Genomic DNA, 15949 nt, shown 5'->3' on the forward strand with positions numbered 1-15949 from the left:
GTTTAGTTCAGTCCGTGAACCACGAGCCCGCTTCTGAGTTTGGGTTCGAACCAGGTGGTTTTCGGAGGCATGATGTTGCCTGTGTCGGAAATGTTGATCAGCTGACCCAGTGTGACCGGGTGAAGGGCAAAAGCCACTTTCATTTCGCCGCTGTTCACGCGTTTTTCCAATTCACCCAGGCCACGGATGCCACCCACAAAGTCGATGCGTTTGTCGGTCCGCTGGTTCATGATGCCCAGGATGGGTTCCAGTACCTGCTTGGTCAGAACAGTCACGTCCAGTACGCCGATCGGATCGTTGTCGTCATACGTGCCTGCCTTTGCAGTGAGTGAGTACCATTTGCCGTTCAGGAACATGCCGAAGTTGTGCAGTCCGGTGGGGCGGTGTTGTCCGTTGACTTCCTTCACATCAAAACCCTCGGAGAGTTTTTGCATGAATGCATCGTCTGACAGGCCGTTGAGGTCGGTTACCACACGGTTGTAATCGAAGATCTTCAGCTGGTTGTCGGGGAAGTTCACGGAAAGGAAGTAGTTGAACTCTTCCTTGCCTGAGTACTGGCCCACTTCCTTGCGAAGGTCTTGTCCTACGAGTGCTGCGGCTGCGGTGCGGTGGTGGCCGTCGGCAACGTACACGCTCGGGATCTTGTTGAATTCGTCGGCGATGCGTTGGATGGTTGCATCGTCGTTCACGACCCAAAGGGTGTGGCGGATGCCGTCATCTGCGGTGAAATCGTATTCGGGCGACTTGGAGCCTTTTACCTTTTCCATGATCTCATCCAGCGCCTGTACCGCGGGGAAGGTGAAGAATACGGGTTCAGCGTTGATGGCGCTTACACGCACGTGTTTCTTACGGTCTTCTTCCTTGTCCGGACGGGTCAGTTCGTGTTTCTTGATCACATCGTTGAAATAATCGTCAACGGCGGAGCAACCCACGATGCCGGTTTGGGTACGGCCGTCCATGGTTTGGGAATAGATGTAGTAGCAATCCTTTTCATCCTGGAAGAACACGCCGTCTGCGAGCAGCTGCTTGAAGTTGTCGCGGCCTTTTTCGTATACCTCGGCGGCATAGTGGTCGATGTTTTCCGGCAGGTCGATCTCTGGTTTCACAACATGGAGGAAAGAGAACGGTTTGCCTTCTGCTTCCTTTTTAGCTTCTTCGGAATTCAATACGTCGTAGGGGCGTGATGCCACTTCGGCAACTTTGTCTTTCACGGGACGATAGCCCTTGAACGGTTTCAGTACAGCCATTATAAAGTTTGTGGTTTGTTGTTTGTAGTTTTTTGTTTACCCGTCTGAATGCATGGCACTTCAATCATAGAGCCGCATTGAACGGGTGACGTTGGTTGCCTCCCGGTTAGCTAACCGTTTGTTGTTTGTAGCTGGCGATGAGGAAATCGGCCAGTTCTTCTCCGATGCGGTCCTGGGCTTCTTCGGTGGCGGCACCGATGTGTGGCGTCAGGGAAATCTTCGGATGGCTCAGCAATTCCTTTTTCGGTGTGGGCTCGTTCTGGAACACGTCAATACCGGCGTGGGCTACTTTGCCGCTGTTCAGGGCTTCCACCAGGGCCAGTTCGTCGATCATTCCGCCGCGTGCGCTGTTGACCAGTACCACGCCGTCTTTCATTTTGGCGAGCTCTTCTTTTCCGATCAGGGCTTTGTCGCCGATCTTGGGAACGTGCAGGGAGATGAAGTCGGCTTGTTTCAGCAGTTCTTCCATGGGGATGGTTTGAATCTCTACGGTCACCTTTTCAACACCACCTACTTCAACTGTAATGGTGGCGCTGCTGATGCCGGGATCGCTGGCAACTACTTTCATGCCGCAACCGAGGGCGTACTGGGCAGTGGCCTGGCCGATGCGGCCGAAGCCGATGATGCCGATGGTTTTTCCGCGAAGTTCGGATCCTTTACCGTACTTTTTTTTCAGGGTATTGAATTCGGTTTCGCCTTTCACGGGCATCTGGCGGTTGCTGTCGTACAAGAAGCGCACCATGTTGAACAGGTGAGCGAACACGAGTTCGGCAACGGATTGGGAAGAGGCACCAGGCGTGTTGAACACGGTGCGTCCCACCGAGCGGGCATATTCCACGTCGATGTTGTCCATACCTACACCACCGCGACCGATGTATTTCAGGTTGGGACATGCATCGATCAGGTCTTTGCGTGCGGTGGTTGCGCTACGCACCAGGAGTACTTCGTAGCCTTCCTTGTTAATGGCGTCGGCCAGTTGGGCTTGATCGACTTTATCAGTTACCACAGTAAAACCTGCGGCTTCGAGTTTTTGTTTTCCGATGGGGGCGATGCCATCGTTGGCAAGAATTTTCATGGGAATGTGTGTTTCTGTTGTTGGCAAAAGACATTATCCTTGTTTGGTAGCGAGGGCCTGCATTACTTCCACGAGGGCCTTCACGCTATCGGTGTCCATGGCGTTGTACATGGAAGCGCGGAAGCCGCCTACTGAACGGTGGCCTTTCAGTCCGCTGATGCCGGCTTCTTTCAGCATGGCATTGAATTGTTCTTCCAGGGCTTCGTTGGTGAGTACGAAGGTCAGGTTCATCACCGAGCAATCTTCTTTCTTCGCAGTGGGTTTGAACAGCGGGTTGGATTCAAGCTCGTTGTAGAGGATGTTGAATTTCTCCTGGTTCCGCTTCTGGGCGAATGCAACACCGCCGTTGTCCTTCAGCCATTGCAGGGTCAACATGGACACGTAGATAGGGAATACGGGAGGCGTGTTGAACATCGATTCTTTGTCGATGTGTGTTTTGTAATTGAGCATGGTCGGGATCTGGCGACCGGTTTTGCCCAACAGGTCTTCCTTAACGATCACCATGGTTGTACCGGCAGGTCCCATGTTCTTCTGGGCGCCGGCGTAGATCAGTGCGTATTTTGATACATCCACCGGACGGCTGAAGATATCGGAAGACATATCAGCTACAACGGGAATGGGGGAGTCGATGTCTTGTTTGTACTGGGTACCGAAGATGGTGTTGTTGGTGGTGATGTGCAGGTAAGCAGCATCGGTGGGGATGGTGTAGTTCTTCGGAATGTAGGAAAAATTCTGATCCTCGGAAGAAGCAATGACGTCAGTCTGTCCGTAGAGCTTTGCTTCTTTAACAGCTTTGCCGGCCCATTCGCCTGTGTTGATGTAAGCCGCCTTGCCGTTAACGGGCAGCAGGTTGGCGGGTACCATGGTGAACTGGGTGCTTGCACCACCTTGCAGGAACAATACCTGGTAGCCGGCGGGAACATTGAAAAGTTCTTTTACGAGGGCGACGGCTTTCTCCATAACAGCAATGAATTCTTTGCTGCGATGAGACATTTCAAGAAGTGAAAGACCGGTGCCTTCGTAGTTGAGGACAGCCTGAGCGGCCTGTTTGAAAACTTCCTGGGGCAGGATGCCCGGACCGGCGCTGAAATTGTGAATTTTCTTCACTTGTGTGGGATTGAGAACCTGGCTCATGTTTATCGTTGTTTATGTGTGTGAAAACTCCGGTTGTATAACGGCGCCGCAAGTTACGCAATATGTTGTGAATCATCACATCTGCGTCGGCCGAATTTTTGCTGAAAATTAGGAAGCCTGTGGAATGAAACCCCTTTGCTTACGGCTTCTTTGGGAACAGTCCTTTTTTGGTGCCCTGTTCCAGTTTGGATCTGTCTTCCAGGGTGGGTGCCACTTCGGAGAGGGTTCCGTTGGAAGAGTTCTTCATGTCGATGTTGGGCACGTACGTCCATTTGCCGTCTTCCAGCACAAGTGCATCGTAGGTCATGTCCGGGCCGTAGTAACGCAGTTGTCCTTCGAATTGAGGCTTGGATGGTGCCAGGTGATCCATAACGATCCGTTTGGTGTCAGCGTAATACCGAATGGACATCACTGCCTGGGAGGAATACTCGAACACCAGTCGGTTTGCTCTTTCGTGCTTTGGGTAGTTGAACAGGGGGGCTCCGAATCTTACGGTATTGCCTTCAAAATACATCACGTCAATCACCTTTTTTGTGGTTTCCGTGGTGTTGCCGTCCCATCCGATCAGTGTGTAGTATTTGCTTCTTTTTTTCTTCTCTGGGATTGCGGTGTAGTAGTGGGCGCCCAGCCATTTCTTGTTGCTCAGCAGCTGGCGTTCGGGTTCGGTGATTTCATCGGATACGTCGTTCAGTTCAAACAAAATTGATGTGTTGTTCTTCTTGTCCGGCTTCTGGATGTATCCGAAGTACCTGAAAGTACCGTCTTTCATAGGAAGGTTCCAGTTCAGGATTCTGAAAGCCTTATCCGAAGGCACCACCCGTGCGATGGTAACCAGGGAGTCAAAAGGGTAGAGGAAGGATTGTTCGTGGTTCAGAACCGTTCGCAGCAGCTTGCTGAACTTTTCACTGGTTTCCAGTTTGTCGTTATCCGAATATCCGTAAAGAATGTCGCGCGCCATCACTTTCAATGTCGCTTCCTGATCCTGGAAGTAAGCCAGGTTCTCTTTCTTTAGTCGTGGTTTGGCCGCGGCAGGCAGGCAAAGAATGACTAGAAAAATGAAGGCCAGGGTATGGGATTTGAAGGGCATGACCTTGTTGTAACGCATATGCAAGCGGGTGTTGTATACAAAAACACCGCAAAGCTGACTTTGCGGTGTTTGGTGTTCAACTTATCTTATTCAGATGTGAAGCTTGGCTTTCTTTGCCAGCAGAACATCTTCAGATTCGCGGAAATCCGGATCGTCCACACAGCAATCTACCGGACATACGGCGGCGCACTGTGGTTCGTCATGAAATCCTTTACATTCGGTACATTTATCTGTTACGATATAGTAGATGTCGTTGGCTTTCGGTTCCTGAGGTGCACCCGCATCTACAGAAGAACCGTCCATCCGTGCCACATTGCCGGTCAGGGTTGTGCCATCGGAAAACCTCCATTCCGCACCGCCCTCGTAAATGGCATTGTTGGGGCATTCCGGCTCGCAGGCCCCGCAATTGATGCATTCGTCGGTGATCATGATCGCCATGGCGTGTTCCTTTCTTTTCTTTGGTTAATTGGATTGAGTGTGTAAAAATAACCAAATTATCAATTCCGTGGTGTTGATTTTCTGTACAATCCAATCAAATCTGAATTGCTACATTTGCCGCCATGCAAGCTTCATTGATCAGGCGAGCCGAGGCTTTTCAGGCATTGGGAGAGGATCTTCTTTCGATCGGGAATTCGAGTACCGAGTTTGCCGCAAGGTTCGAACAGGTATCCTCGGATGCATATTCCTACAACAAATGGTTTACGGTAGAGAACAATCGCCAGGCAGCAGCTGCTTTGGGGCACATGCTTGAACGATCTGCGCTGGTTAAATGGATGGCAACATATGCCAAACTGGATGAAGCGCGACCGATGAAGCGCATAGGTTTGGTGATGGCCGGAAATGTGCCCATGGTGGGTTTTCATGACCTCATGTGTGTGATGATGGCCGGTCATCAGGCGGTTGTCAAGTTTTCCGGTGACGATGACCGGCTTTTACCGATGTTGGTGGAACGCTTGTTTGAGCACGAACCCGCCCTGCGGGGGCAATACCAGAGAGCAGATGGGAAGTTGTCGGATTTTGATGCGGTGATTGCAACGGGTGGAGGTAATACCTCCAGGTACTTTGAATACTATTTCGGAAAATATCCCCATATCATCCGAAGAAACAGGAGTTCGGCTGCTGTTCTTACCGGAAAGGAAACAAAGGCGGAACTGGAAGCGCTGTCCAGGGATTGCATGGCGTATTTCGGCCTGGGATGCAGGAATGTAACCAAGTTATGGATTCCGGAAGGATATAATCTTCAGCCGTTCTGCCAGGTTATGGAAGCTTTCGGTGCATACCTGCAACATGATAAATACAGGAATAACTACGACTATAATAAGTCGCTGCTCTTATTAAACAAAGTGCCCCACATGGACAATGGGGTGGTGCTGATGAAGGAGGACAAGGCGCTGGGAGCGCCGGTGACGGTTTTGCACCTGGAACACTACCGTGCCCTTCATGATGTGGAAAACAGGTTGATGGATGAAGCAGCCATGCTACAGTGTGTCGTCTCTTCCGGCGGACAATTTCCGGGATCCATTCCTTTTGGTACCACACAGTCTCCGGCGCTGTGGGACTATGCAGATCAGGTGGATACCATGGAATTCCTGCTGACTATTCCTGCTTAAGGTAATGTCTTTTCAGTTGTTGCGCTTCTCAAAGGTCTCTTTGGATCTTTCCTTTATGCGTCGAATGGCAAGGACAACAAGTATAACAAGGATGGAAATGAATATCAGCATTTCAAGCCCAATGATCAGGTGCGCCCATTTCATGGGATCATGATAGGGTGACTGCGGTTCCGTAGGCCATGATTTCCGAGGCCCCCTGCATGATCACGGAAGTGCTGAAACGGATGTTGACAATGGCATGGGCGCCCAATTTTGTGGCGTCGTCTATCATGCGTTGCAAGGCTTGTTCCCTAGCTTCCGCTTGGAGGCGGGTATATTCGCTGATTTCTCCTCCTACAATGTTTTTGAGCCCGGCAAATATATCCCGACCGATGTTACGGGCTCTTACGGTGCTACCCCTGGCGATTCCCAAAACGGCTGTTATGTTTTTACCAGGGATGGTTTCTGTTGTGGTGATGATCATTGCTTTAGAGTGAAGGTGAAATCAAATATAAGGGGTAGGAAATAAAAAAGGCGGAACATTGTTCCGCCTTTTTCGCCAATTAATAAAAGGTAAGCCTTCTAACCTGAGAAAGGTACTTTGACAGTCGTATCACCTGTCGGGTGTATCCGTATTCATTGTCGTACCAAGCATACAATACAATATCTTGACCGGATTCGCCTATGATGGTAGCGGGGCTGTCATAAACCACGGCACATGGATTGCCGATCAGGTCGGAAGAAACCAGTTCATGGGAAAAGGAGTACTGGATTTGTTCCACAAGCTGACCTTTAAGGGCGGCGTCTTTCATGATGTCATTCACTTCCTCCACAGTTACTTTTTTATTCACCTTCAGGCTCAGGATGGCAAGGGATACATCCGGGGTCGGGACACGCACGGCATTGGCTGTTAGTATGCCTTTTAGTTGAGGCAATACTTTGGCAACTGCTTTTGCGGCGCCGGTTTCGGTGATTACCAGGTTCATCGGAGCGGAGCGGCCACGGCGATATTTCTTATGGTAGTTGTCGAGGAGATTCTGGTCGTTGGTGTAACTGTGAATGGTTTCGATATGGCCTGAGGTGATTCCCAGGTTGTCCTGCATCACTTTCAGTACCGGAACAATGGCATTGGTGGTGCAAGATGCTGCGGAGAAGATGCGTTCGTTCTGAAGATCACTCTCCTGCTGATTTACACCGTGCACGATATTGGGGATGTCTCCTTTGCCGGGAGCAGTGAGCAGAACCTTGTCAACCCCTTTTGCTTTCAAGTGCTGGCTGAGTCCTTCACGGTCACGCCATGCACCTGTATTGTCAATCAGAAGTGCATTGCTGATGCCTGCTGCCTCGTAGTCGATATCGGCGGGGGAGTCGGCTGCCAGCATCTGGATAGTATGACCATTTACAATCAGGGACTTGTTTTCCAGATCTTCAATGATGGTTCCCGGGAACGGGCCGTGAACGGAATCTACCCGGAACAGGGATGCGCGTTTGATGATGTCGGCATCGCTGTTGGAGCGGGTAACGATGGCCCGAAGGCGAAGTTGTTCGCCACGGCCTGCCTGTGTGATGAGTTCTCTCGCGAGTAATCGCCCGATTCGGCCGAAACCGTAAAGAATAACATCTTTGGGCTTAAAGGTGGTTTTATCCCTGCCGATGAAGTTTGCAAATTTATCCGCAACAAAATCTGTTATGGCGGTTTTGTCCTTCACCTCCAGGTATTCACCGGCCAATTTACCGATGTCGATCTTGGCAGGGGCAAGATCCAGTTTCAGCAACTCTTGGGTCAGGCCGAGTGTGTCAGTAATATGAATGGGTTGTTTAATGATCTCCCTGGCATATTGATGCAGGTTGAGAATCTCACTCACGCTGCGATCAATGAGTTGATGGCGGAATATGATCAATTCAACTGATTTGTCGAGCCATGCACTGCTGATGCAGCGAATCAGGTCGGTGGCTGCCTTCTCTTCCTGGATATAGGATTTTAGTTTTTCTTCGAATCCGTTTCCTTTTGCCGTCATAACCGTTGGGTTGGTTTCTGTTGCCATGATTGTTGTTAACCTAAATATGCTTTGAGTAGCTTGCTTCTTGATGTGTGCCTGAGTCGGCGGATCGCCTTTTCCTTGATTTGTCTGACCCGTTCCCTTGTGAGGTCAAATTTGGCACCGATTTCTTCCAGTGTAAGGCCATGGTTCATGCCTATTCCGAAGAAAAGACGCACTACGTCACGCTCTCTTTCGGTCAAAGTGCTCAAAGAACGTTCGATCTCACGCTGAAGGGATTCGGACATCAAAGTGTTATCAGCCGTGGGGGAGTCTTTATTGACCAAAACGTCAAGCAGGCTGTTGTCTTCGCCGTCAACAAACGGAGCATCAACTGACACATGTCTTCCTGATACACGAATGGTGTCGGCAACCTTATCTTCCGGAACTTCAAGTAGCTCAGCCATTTCATCGGGTGAAGGTTCGCGCTCGTATTCCTGCTCCAGTTTCGAAAATGCTTTATTGATCTTGTTCAGGGATCCCACCTGGTTCAGGGGAAGTCGCACGATACGTGACTGCTCTGCCAGGGCTTGAAGAATGGACTGGCGGATCCACCAAACTGCATAGGAGATAAATTTGAAACCGCGGGTTTCATCAAAACGTTGGGCGGCTTTGATCAGGCCCAAGTTGCCTTCATTAATCAGGTCAGGCAGGCTAAGTCCCTGGTTCTGATACTGTTTAGCAACTGAAACCACAAAGCGAAGGTTGGCTTTTGTAAGCTTTTCCAGCGCGGCAGGATCACCTTCTTTAATGCGTTTGGCTAGGGTTACTTCTTCATCGGCAGTTAGGAGTTCTTCGCGCCCTATTTCCTGGAGGTACTTATCGAGAGATTGACTTTCACGGTTGGTAATCGATTTGGTGATCTTAAGTTGTCTCATTGTATCTAAGTTACTTAAGCAATCAAATAAACTGCATGATCAAAGGAACGGAGGTAATTTTTAAAGGTGCAAAGGTAGGTACTTTAACCGAAGATTTCAAGCATGTTTCGCCTTTTTTGTTAACATGTTAATAAAACTTAAAGTATTGATTATTAACGGTGTATGGCGTATCGCCTTTGGGTGTTATGCCTGGATTTCACGCAAGTAAGGTTGGTTTGCGGGTAAAAAAATAGCGCTCCCGAAGGAGCGCCATTGAATCAGATGAACAGGTGATGTTATATTCCAAAACCATAATAAGCTCTTAAGCCGTTGGGATACACACCTTCTATGAGGACCCCTTCCTGGCTCCCCTTGTTTCTGAGTGCCGTCTGTAAATCGTCGGTGCTTTTTATGTCTTTATGATCGATTTTTGTAATAATGAACCCCTCCCGGATGCCGGCATTTCGAAGCTTACCTGCTTTTAACTCCTTTATTTTCAATCCGTTATTTATTCTGAGTTCATTTTTTTCTTCACTACTTGCGGGGATGAGAACTGCCCCCAGCACCTGTACTTCACTTACGTCTTCCTTGCGAATTACGCGGGTGTTTCCTTCTTTGTTTTTCAGGATCATCTTCATGACTTTGGCTTGACCGTTCCGCTTGATGGTCACGTCTATCTTGTCGCCGGGGCGAAGTCGACCAACCTGCTCCTGCAGTTCGGGTATGTTATCTACTTTCATGTCTCCAACTTGCACAATAATGTCGCCTTGTTGGATGCCTGCTTCCATTGCGGCTCCACCGTCCATGACGCCTGCCACATAAACGCCGGTAAGGTCCTTTACTCCAAGCTGTTCTGCTTCGGAGGCATCCATGTCCTTGATGTTGACTCCGATAAATGCCCGCTGAACAGTTCCGTAATTGAGGATATCGTCAATCACTTTCTTGACAATGTTAACCGGTACGGCGAATGAGTACCCGGCATATGATCCTGTGTTGGATTTGATCGCCGTATTGATGCCTACCAGGTTTCCATAGCTGTCAACCAGAGCGCCACCGCTGTTGCCAGGGTTGACAGCGGCATCTGTTTGAATAAAAGATTCAATGGCAAACTGGTCGGCCAGGATATTGATGTTTCGTCCTTTTGCACTTACTATACCCGCTGTTACAGTGGATGTGAGGTTAAAAGGGTTTCCTACTGCCAGCACCCACTCTCCAATTCGCAACCGATCTGAGTTGCCGTAGGGAATGGGGGCAAGATTCTTTTCCGGGATCTTGATCAGTGCCAGGTCGGTGGTGGGATCGGTGCCAACAACCTCAGCCTGGTAGGATCTTTTGTCGTTAAGTGTTACCATGATCTGGTCTGCACCGTCCACTACGTGATTATTGGTTACGATGTATCCGTCCCCTGAAACAATGACTCCTGATCCCTGTCCGATCACTTGAGGTGCTTCCTGGTAATAAGGGCGACCGTAGAATAGGTCACGGAATGGGTCGTACTGATACGATTGTTTGTTTTCCTGAATGGTTTGGATGTGTACCACTCCATGAAGGCTTTGCTCCGCTGCAGTGGTTAGATCAGGTAATACGTCGGATTGCGCTTTGTTTGATGCAAATTGTGCTTGCCCGTTGTTCACGATGCGGACTTCCGAGGCAGGTTTGGGGCCCAGGTAGTAGAAAGTGCCAAGCGCGAACAGACCCCCTGCCATGGCTGTAAGCACCAGTTGTGTGATCCGTTTCATAAGCTGTGATTTTTAGTGATTCAATTTATTCAAGCAACTATGCAAATTTAACGAAGCCTTGCCTACGCTGTTGTTAAGAGCCAAGCAAAGGATGTTAAAAGTTGTTAAGCCCTGATTTAGCCTGGCATGAATGGATCAAGCCCGGAATTAACCGTACCTTTGTGGCCGTAATTTACTACGTACCGAATGAACCTGAAGTTTGAAAAATATCACGGAACCGGAAATGATTTTGTTGTCATTGATGACCGCAGTCATTCATTTCCAACCGATGATTATGCGCTTGTGGCGCGACTTTGTGAACGACACAAAGGAATTGGTGCAGACGGATTGATGTTGCTTAGGAAACGGGAAGGCTTTGACTTTGAAATGGTTTACTACAATTCAGACGGAAACCCCGGAAGCATGTGTGGCAATGGCGGACGCTGCATCACTGCCTTTGCGGTCAGGTTGGGGATTGTGAGCCATCAGGCGAGGTTTATGGCATATGACGGGCCGCATGAGGCATATGTTAAGCCTGTGACCGGGCAACCCGGTTTGCACAATGTGAAGTTGCAAATGGGTGATGTGAAGAGCGTTGAAATGGTTGGTCAGGATTTCTTTCTCGATACGGGTTCACCTCATCTTGTTTCCTGGCGGAAAAATCTACAGAATCTGAATGTGAAACAGGAGGGGAGTGCGATCCGGTACAATGATCGCTTCAGGGAGAAGGGCACCAATGTGAATTTTGTAGATTGGGAAGATGGCCGTTTGCTTGTTCGTACCTACGAACGTGGTGTTGAAGATGAAACTCTGTGTTGTGGTACGGGCGTGACCGCAAGTGCCGTTTGTTACGCGCATATCAATGGCATTGGCAACGGAATCATCCCTGTTACCATGCCCGGTGGAGATGTTTCAGTGCACCTGAAAGTGGCCGCTGACGGAACTTATACCGATGTGTGGTTGGAAGGTATTGCAACACATGTGTTCTCAGGAGAAATGGTGCTATGATTCAACCACGTGAACAATATGTGTTGTCGGGTGTTACGGCTGCCGACGAATTTCATTTGAATAAAGATGTGTTCCTTATCCTGCTTCATGCCCGAAGGGTGCCACCCCATATTTACCTGTCTGTTGCCGGGAAGATTTTTTCTCTGGGTGTAAAGGGGCCAATGGTGGACGGGCACATGGCACAAATGCTGCGCTTTATAAAATCGCAGCGGGCAGAAACCTTATTTATTGAACTGATGCTTCCGCCGGTTTTTTCTATCCCGCAGTTGTTGGAACGGATCCGCAAAATTACTTTGGGATACAATCGTGTGGATGAAGGAATCACAACATGTCTGACACCGGTGAGGGATTTCTGTGATGAGGTATACGGAACCGGAAAAAGTGATGTGAACCTGATTTTTGATCTTCTTCCCAAGCTTCAGAAACGCCAAGTTGTGGGCGCAATCTACCAGCAACATCTGGGGCATGTGATCAGCCAGGGATGTTTTGCAATGAACCGGTACGTGGTTGCTGATATATACGAAAGTATATACCGGGCCAAGGCGGGCATACCGATTTAAAAACTATGTATTTGGAATGATGACAGGCTCATCTGTATTCCTAAGGGCTCCCGAGCCTTCCGATGCATCCTTGTTGTACACCTGGGAGAACAATCCCGAAACATGGGTGGCAGGAGATCAGCCCCAGGCGCTATCCCTGTATCAACTGGAGTCATATCTCAAAGATCGTTCGCTGAACGACCTGACGGTTTCGGGGCAACAACGATGGATGATTTGTGCTACCCGTTCCCGTCGCCCTATCGGTACCATCGACCTGTTTGAGTACAGGCACATTCATGCCAGGGCCGGCGTGGGTATCCTGATCGGGGATCACAAAGATCGCGGCAAAGGCAAGGCCAGCGAGGCGCTATCTGTATTTCTTCCGTATGCATTCGAGGTCGTGAATCTGCGGCAGGTTTGGTGTTTGATCGCTCCGGATAACCAGGCCAGCATCAACCTGTTTGAATCCGTCGGCTTTGTTCAGCAGGGTGTTTTCAGGAATTGGATATACCGTGGCCCGGATGCCGAGGATCGACTGTTTTATCAACTTCTCAGGTCATGACCTCAGGAAGGGTGTGGTTGATTCTGACGGTCTTGACAGGTCTGGTTGTGGCGTTGAGCCGTTGCAGCGAAGGCAATGCGCCGTTAATCCAACCAGAACCTTCTGGTTATGCTGCATTGACAGATACCGTTCGGTACGTGGGCATGGAAACCTGCCGCCAATGTCACGAATCCGTTTATCAGACTTTTATTCATACCGGCATGGGCCAATCTTTCGGACTGGCAACCCGGGAAAAGAGTGCGGCTGATTTTACAAAGGCAACGATTTATGACCGTTGGCATGATCTCTATTACCACGCTTTCTGGAGAAACGATTCGATGTTTGTACGTGAGTACAGGTTGAAAGGAAACGATACCATCCATGCCAGAGAAGAACATGTTAGTTATGTGATCGGGTCGGGACAGCATACCAATTCCCATATGATCAATACCCATGGTTATGTGACACAGGCACCGATGACCTTCTACACACAGGAACAAAGGTGGGATCTGCCTCCCGGATTTGAGAACGGCCAGAATTCAAGATTCGACAGAAAGATCGGATTGGAATGCATGACCTGCCATAACGGTTACCCGGAAATGGTGTTCGGGTCTGAGAATAAATATAAGGTTGTTAAAAACGGCATCGATTGTGAACGTTGTCATGGACCGGGTTCGGCACATGTGAAGGCGAAGCAAAGCGGAAAGCTCGTGGATATATCCAAAGAAATAGATTATTCCATTGTCAACCCGGCCAAGCTGCCCGGTGATTTGCAAATTGATCTGTGCCAGAGGTGTCACTTGCAAGGCAATGCCGTTTTGAATCCGGGGAAGTCATTCCTGGATTTCAAGCCGGGTATGCACCTGAAAGATGTGATGAATGTGTTTGTGGCACGATATGAAAATGACGATGACGCCTTTATCATGGCCAGTCATGCAGATCGCCTGCATCAAAGCAAATGCTATCTGAGCACTTCGGCGCATCCGGATACAACCGCCATGCGAGGTGATCGTCAGCAACTCACATGTGTGACATGCCACAATCCGCATGTGAGTGTGAAAGTCACGGGAAGAGATGTGTTTAATGGGAAATGTATGCAATGTCATGGCGAACAGCAGATACATGTTGAAAAGGTGGGAAGCGGAGATTGTGTGGGTTGTCATATGCCCCGCTCAGGGTCCATTGATATCCCTCATGTTCGTATCACCGATCACCGCATTCAGATTCCCGACCGTACCGGCAGTAAAACCACGGATGGGGAAAAAGGAAGATTCCTGGGGCTGGCATGCGTGAACAACCCTGATGTGGATCGCATCACGTTGGCACGGGCCTACCTTAACCATTTCGAGCGATTTGATCCCAAGCGTTATTTGCTTGATAGTGCTGAGGTTCTGTTGAGGGGCTCAATGACCGAGAAGAACTTCAATGATAAGGTTCGTTTGCTATACCTCAGGCAGGATTTCGCTGGAGTGAAGAAACTGGCGAACGAAGCGGGGGATTCCTTGCTGAATAACTGGCTGACAGCAAAAAGCTGGGACAATGATGATGCATGGACCGCATATCGGGTAGGGGAGAGTTACCATCAGGCTTCAGATCCGAACCGTGCCTCGGAAGATTTCAAGAAATCATTCATGTTGTTTCAGCGGGCAGTGTATCTGGCTCCTTATGTGCCCGATTTTCGGAATAAGTTAGGTGTGGCGGCATTGTTGGTGGGTGATGTTAAGCAGGCATTCGATGCGTTTGCCAGTACCCTGCAGGAAAATCCGAACAATGTGCAGGCATATTCGAATTTGGGTTTTTTAAATTTGTCCAGAAGAGATGATCCCGAAACCGCACTCAGGTATTACAAAAAGGCGATCTCCCTTGATCCGGATGATGTACCTTTGCTTTTAAACCTGGCCGGTTTATATATTTATCAAAAAAAGTTCGATGAGGCACGGCAGGTGGTGAAGGATGTTTTAGTCAGGCATCCTGAACATGAACAGGCCCGGATGGTGTTGCAAGGAATCGAGCAGTGGAGCAGACAGCAATAAATGGTGCGTAAAAAGAAATCTTCTGTTCGGCGTTGGGTAATGCTTGTCCTCCTTGCGGTAGTCACAATAACTGCATGGAAGGGATATTCCCTCTACCACCGGATTTTTAGTCCGAATGTAGCCATCACCGAAGGCCAGAGCCCCCTTATTTACATACATACCGGAGCACAGTTTAGTGAGGTCAGGCAAATGCTGGTGGATGGCGGTTGGATAAAAGATGAAGCCTCATTTCTGTGGGTGGCGCGTTTGAAAAAATACGATCAGCTGGTGAAGCCCGGTCGTTATCGCCTTAAAAAGGGTATGAGCAATGAGGAACTTGTGAACATGCTTCGTAGCGGCAACCAGGAGCCTTTGAGGGTGAGCTTCAACAATATTCATACGCCCGAACAACTGGCCGGTATATTGGGGCATTCATTGGAGCCCGATTCCCTGGACTTTCTCAAAGGGTTGAAAGGCAATAAAGGGCTTGCTGGTAAAGGTATTCACTGGGGTCAAGCCTTTTTTACCTGCTTTCCAAATTCCTATGACTTTTATTGGACAACTGACGTGGAAAAGTTTTTGTCCATCATGCTTAAGCATTATCTTCAATTTTGGACGGATGAGCGTGTGAATAAGGCTGAGGCCATGGGTTTCTCTGTGAAAGAAGTAACCATACTGGCATCCATCGTGGAAATGGAATCCTGGAAGAGGGACGAGCAACCCACGGTGGCCGGGGTGTATATCAACCGGTTGAAAACAGGTATGCGGTTGCAGGCAGATCCTACCGTGATCTATGCCGTTGGGGATTTTTCCATTCGTCGGGTGAACAGCAACCACCTGGATATCGATTCCCCTTACAATACTTACAGGTATTCAGGACTTCCGCCAGGCCCCATATGCCTTCCTTCACAGGATGCGCTGAAAAGTGTGTTGAATTATAAGAAACACGACTATTACTATTTCTGTGCGAAAGAAGATCTTTCCGGGTATCATGTGTTTTCCAAAACCTACGATCAGCATTTGCAGAACAGGCGGAGGTACCAGCAGGCCCTTGATCGGATGAATATCCACTGAGTTTTTATAAGCTCGATTAATTCTGCGTT

General features: G+C 49.2%; 15 protein-coding genes. 6 read left to right on the forward strand and 9 right to left on the reverse strand.

The window, feature by feature from the left end:
• Positions 1-2: 2 nt before the first annotated feature.
• The 5 genes from H6585_05815 to H6585_05835 all read right to left on the reverse strand — a co-directional run bounded on the left by H6585_05815 (position 3) and on the right by H6585_05835 (position 4981).
• Positions 3-1247, reverse strand: coding sequence for a DUF1015 domain-containing protein (locus H6585_05815; GenBank protein ID MCB9447847.1), 1245 nt, complete (start codon positions 1245-1247; stop codon positions 3-5).
• A gap of 106 nt (positions 1248-1353) precedes the next feature.
• Positions 1354-2322 carry an NAD(P)-binding domain-containing protein gene (locus H6585_05820; protein MCB9447848.1) on the reverse strand — a complete coding sequence of 323 codons (969 nt, stop codon included), beginning with the start codon at positions 2320-2322 and terminating at the stop codon, positions 1354-1356.
• A gap of 33 nt (positions 2323-2355) precedes the next feature.
• Positions 2356-3456: a 3-phosphoserine/phosphohydroxythreonine transaminase gene (serC, locus tag H6585_05825; GenBank protein ID MCB9447849.1), complete on the reverse strand. Its 1101-nt coding sequence runs from the start codon at positions 3454-3456 to the stop codon at positions 2356-2358.
• 139 nt (positions 3457-3595) lie between these two features.
• A complete protein-coding gene (locus H6585_05830) occupies positions 3596-4543 on the reverse strand; it encodes a hypothetical protein (protein MCB9447850.1) in 948 nt (315 codons plus the stop codon).
• A 90-nt stretch (positions 4544-4633) separates the two neighbouring features.
• Positions 4634-4981 carry a 4Fe-4S dicluster domain-containing protein gene (locus H6585_05835; GenBank protein MCB9447851.1) on the reverse strand — a complete coding sequence of 116 codons (348 nt, stop codon included), beginning with the start codon at positions 4979-4981 and terminating at the stop codon, positions 4634-4636.
• Positions 4982-5103: 122 nt separating this feature from the next.
• Between H6585_05835 and H6585_05840 the strand changes: the two genes are divergently transcribed.
• Positions 5104-6153 carry an acyl-CoA reductase gene (locus tag H6585_05840; protein ID MCB9447852.1) on the forward strand — a complete coding sequence of 350 codons (1050 nt, stop codon included), beginning with the start codon at positions 5104-5106 and terminating at the stop codon, positions 6151-6153.
• Between the two features lie 148 nt (positions 6154-6301).
• Here the strand turns inward: H6585_05840 and H6585_05845 are convergent, their stop codons facing one another.
• The 4 genes from H6585_05845 to H6585_05860 all read right to left on the reverse strand — a co-directional run bounded on the left by H6585_05845 (position 6302) and on the right by H6585_05860 (position 10767).
• Positions 6302-6616 carry a YbjQ family protein gene (locus H6585_05845; protein ID MCB9447853.1) on the reverse strand — a complete coding sequence of 105 codons (315 nt, stop codon included), beginning with the start codon at positions 6614-6616 and terminating at the stop codon, positions 6302-6304.
• A gap of 79 nt (positions 6617-6695) precedes the next feature.
• Complete coding sequence (locus H6585_05850; protein MCB9447854.1) at positions 6696-8150, reverse strand: glyceraldehyde-3-phosphate dehydrogenase; 1455 nt, start codon at positions 8148-8150, stop codon at positions 6696-6698.
• Between the two features lie 35 nt (positions 8151-8185).
• Positions 8186-9049, reverse strand: coding sequence for an RNA polymerase sigma factor RpoD/SigA (locus tag H6585_05855; protein MCB9447855.1), 864 nt, complete (start codon positions 9047-9049; stop codon positions 8186-8188).
• A gap of 275 nt (positions 9050-9324) precedes the next feature.
• A complete protein-coding gene (locus H6585_05860) occupies positions 9325-10767 on the reverse strand; it encodes a Do family serine endopeptidase (GenBank protein MCB9447856.1) in 1443 nt (480 codons plus the stop codon).
• A 186-nt stretch (positions 10768-10953) separates the two neighbouring features.
• On the opposite strand from H6585_05860, the gene H6585_05865 reads away from it, so the two are divergent.
• From H6585_05865 to mltG, 5 genes are read left to right on the forward strand one after another with little or no spacing between them, the layout of a single operon-like run.
• Positions 10954-11754, forward strand: coding sequence for a diaminopimelate epimerase (locus H6585_05865; protein ID MCB9447857.1), 801 nt, complete (start codon positions 10954-10956; stop codon positions 11752-11754).
• Positions 11751-12314, forward strand: coding sequence for a hypothetical protein (locus H6585_05870; GenBank protein ID MCB9447858.1), 564 nt, complete (start codon positions 11751-11753; stop codon positions 12312-12314). The genes H6585_05865 and H6585_05870 overlap by 4 nt, the downstream gene beginning before the upstream one ends.
• A 16-nt stretch (positions 12315-12330) precedes the next feature.
• A complete protein-coding gene (locus tag H6585_05875) occupies positions 12331-12855 on the forward strand; it encodes a GNAT family N-acetyltransferase (protein MCB9447859.1) in 525 nt (174 codons plus the stop codon).
• Entirely contained in the window at positions 12852-14867 is a 2016-nt protein-coding gene (locus H6585_05880) for a tetratricopeptide repeat protein (protein MCB9447860.1), read from the forward strand. Before H6585_05875 ends, H6585_05880 begins: the two co-directional genes overlap by 4 nt.
• A gap of 39 nt (positions 14868-14906) precedes the next feature.
• Entirely contained in the window at positions 14907-15920 is a 1014-nt protein-coding gene (gene mltG, locus H6585_05885) for an endolytic transglycosylase MltG (protein MCB9447861.1), read from the forward strand.
• The last annotated feature ends 29 nt before the right edge of the window (positions 15921-15949 follow it).

The sequence above is a fragment of the Flavobacteriales bacterium genome (assembly GCA_020635855.1).
In the GTDB taxonomy this organism is placed as follows: domain Bacteria; phylum Bacteroidota; class Bacteroidia; order JACJYZ01; family JACJYZ01; genus JACJYZ01.

Excerpts from the sequence above, each read along its gene's own strand:
- H6585_05860 (MCB9447856.1), bottom strand. The coding sequence starts at position 10,767 with ATGAAACGGATCACACAACTGGTGCTTACAGCCATGGCAGGGGGTCTG.
- H6585_05835 (MCB9447851.1), bottom strand. The coding sequence starts at position 4,981 with ATGGCGATCATGATCACCGACGAATGCATCAATTGCGGGGCCTGCGAG.
- H6585_05855 (MCB9447855.1), bottom strand. The coding sequence starts at position 9,049 with ATGAGACAACTTAAGATCACCAAATCGATTACCAACCGTGAAAGTCAA.
- H6585_05840 (MCB9447852.1), top strand. The coding sequence starts at position 5,104 with ATGCAAGCTTCATTGATCAGGCGAGCCGAGGCTTTTCAGGCATTGGGA.
- H6585_05880 (MCB9447860.1), top strand. The coding sequence starts at position 12,852 with ATGACCTCAGGAAGGGTGTGGTTGATTCTGACGGTCTTGACAGGTCTG.
- H6585_05815 (MCB9447847.1), bottom strand. The coding sequence starts at position 1,247 with ATGGCTGTACTGAAACCGTTCAAGGGCTATCGTCCCGTGAAAGACAAA.
- H6585_05875 (MCB9447859.1), top strand. The coding sequence starts at position 12,331 with ATGATGACAGGCTCATCTGTATTCCTAAGGGCTCCCGAGCCTTCCGAT.
- serC (MCB9447849.1), bottom strand. The coding sequence starts at position 3,456 with ATGAGCCAGGTTCTCAATCCCACACAAGTGAAGAAAATTCACAATTTC.
- H6585_05830 (MCB9447850.1), bottom strand. The coding sequence starts at position 4,543 with ATGCCCTTCAAATCCCATACCCTGGCCTTCATTTTTCTAGTCATTCTT.
- H6585_05865 (MCB9447857.1), top strand. The coding sequence starts at position 10,954 with ATGAACCTGAAGTTTGAAAAATATCACGGAACCGGAAATGATTTTGTT.
- H6585_05820 (MCB9447848.1), bottom strand. The coding sequence starts at position 2,322 with ATGAAAATTCTTGCCAACGATGGCATCGCCCCCATCGGAAAACAAAAA.
- mltG (MCB9447861.1), top strand. The coding sequence starts at position 14,907 with ATGCTTGTCCTCCTTGCGGTAGTCACAATAACTGCATGGAAGGGATAT.
- H6585_05850 (MCB9447854.1), bottom strand. The coding sequence starts at position 8,150 with ATGACGGCAAAAGGAAACGGATTCGAAGAAAAACTAAAATCCTATATC.
- H6585_05845 (MCB9447853.1), bottom strand. The coding sequence starts at position 6,616 with ATGATCATCACCACAACAGAAACCATCCCTGGTAAAAACATAACAGCC.
- H6585_05870 (MCB9447858.1), top strand. The coding sequence starts at position 11,751 with ATGATTCAACCACGTGAACAATATGTGTTGTCGGGTGTTACGGCTGCC.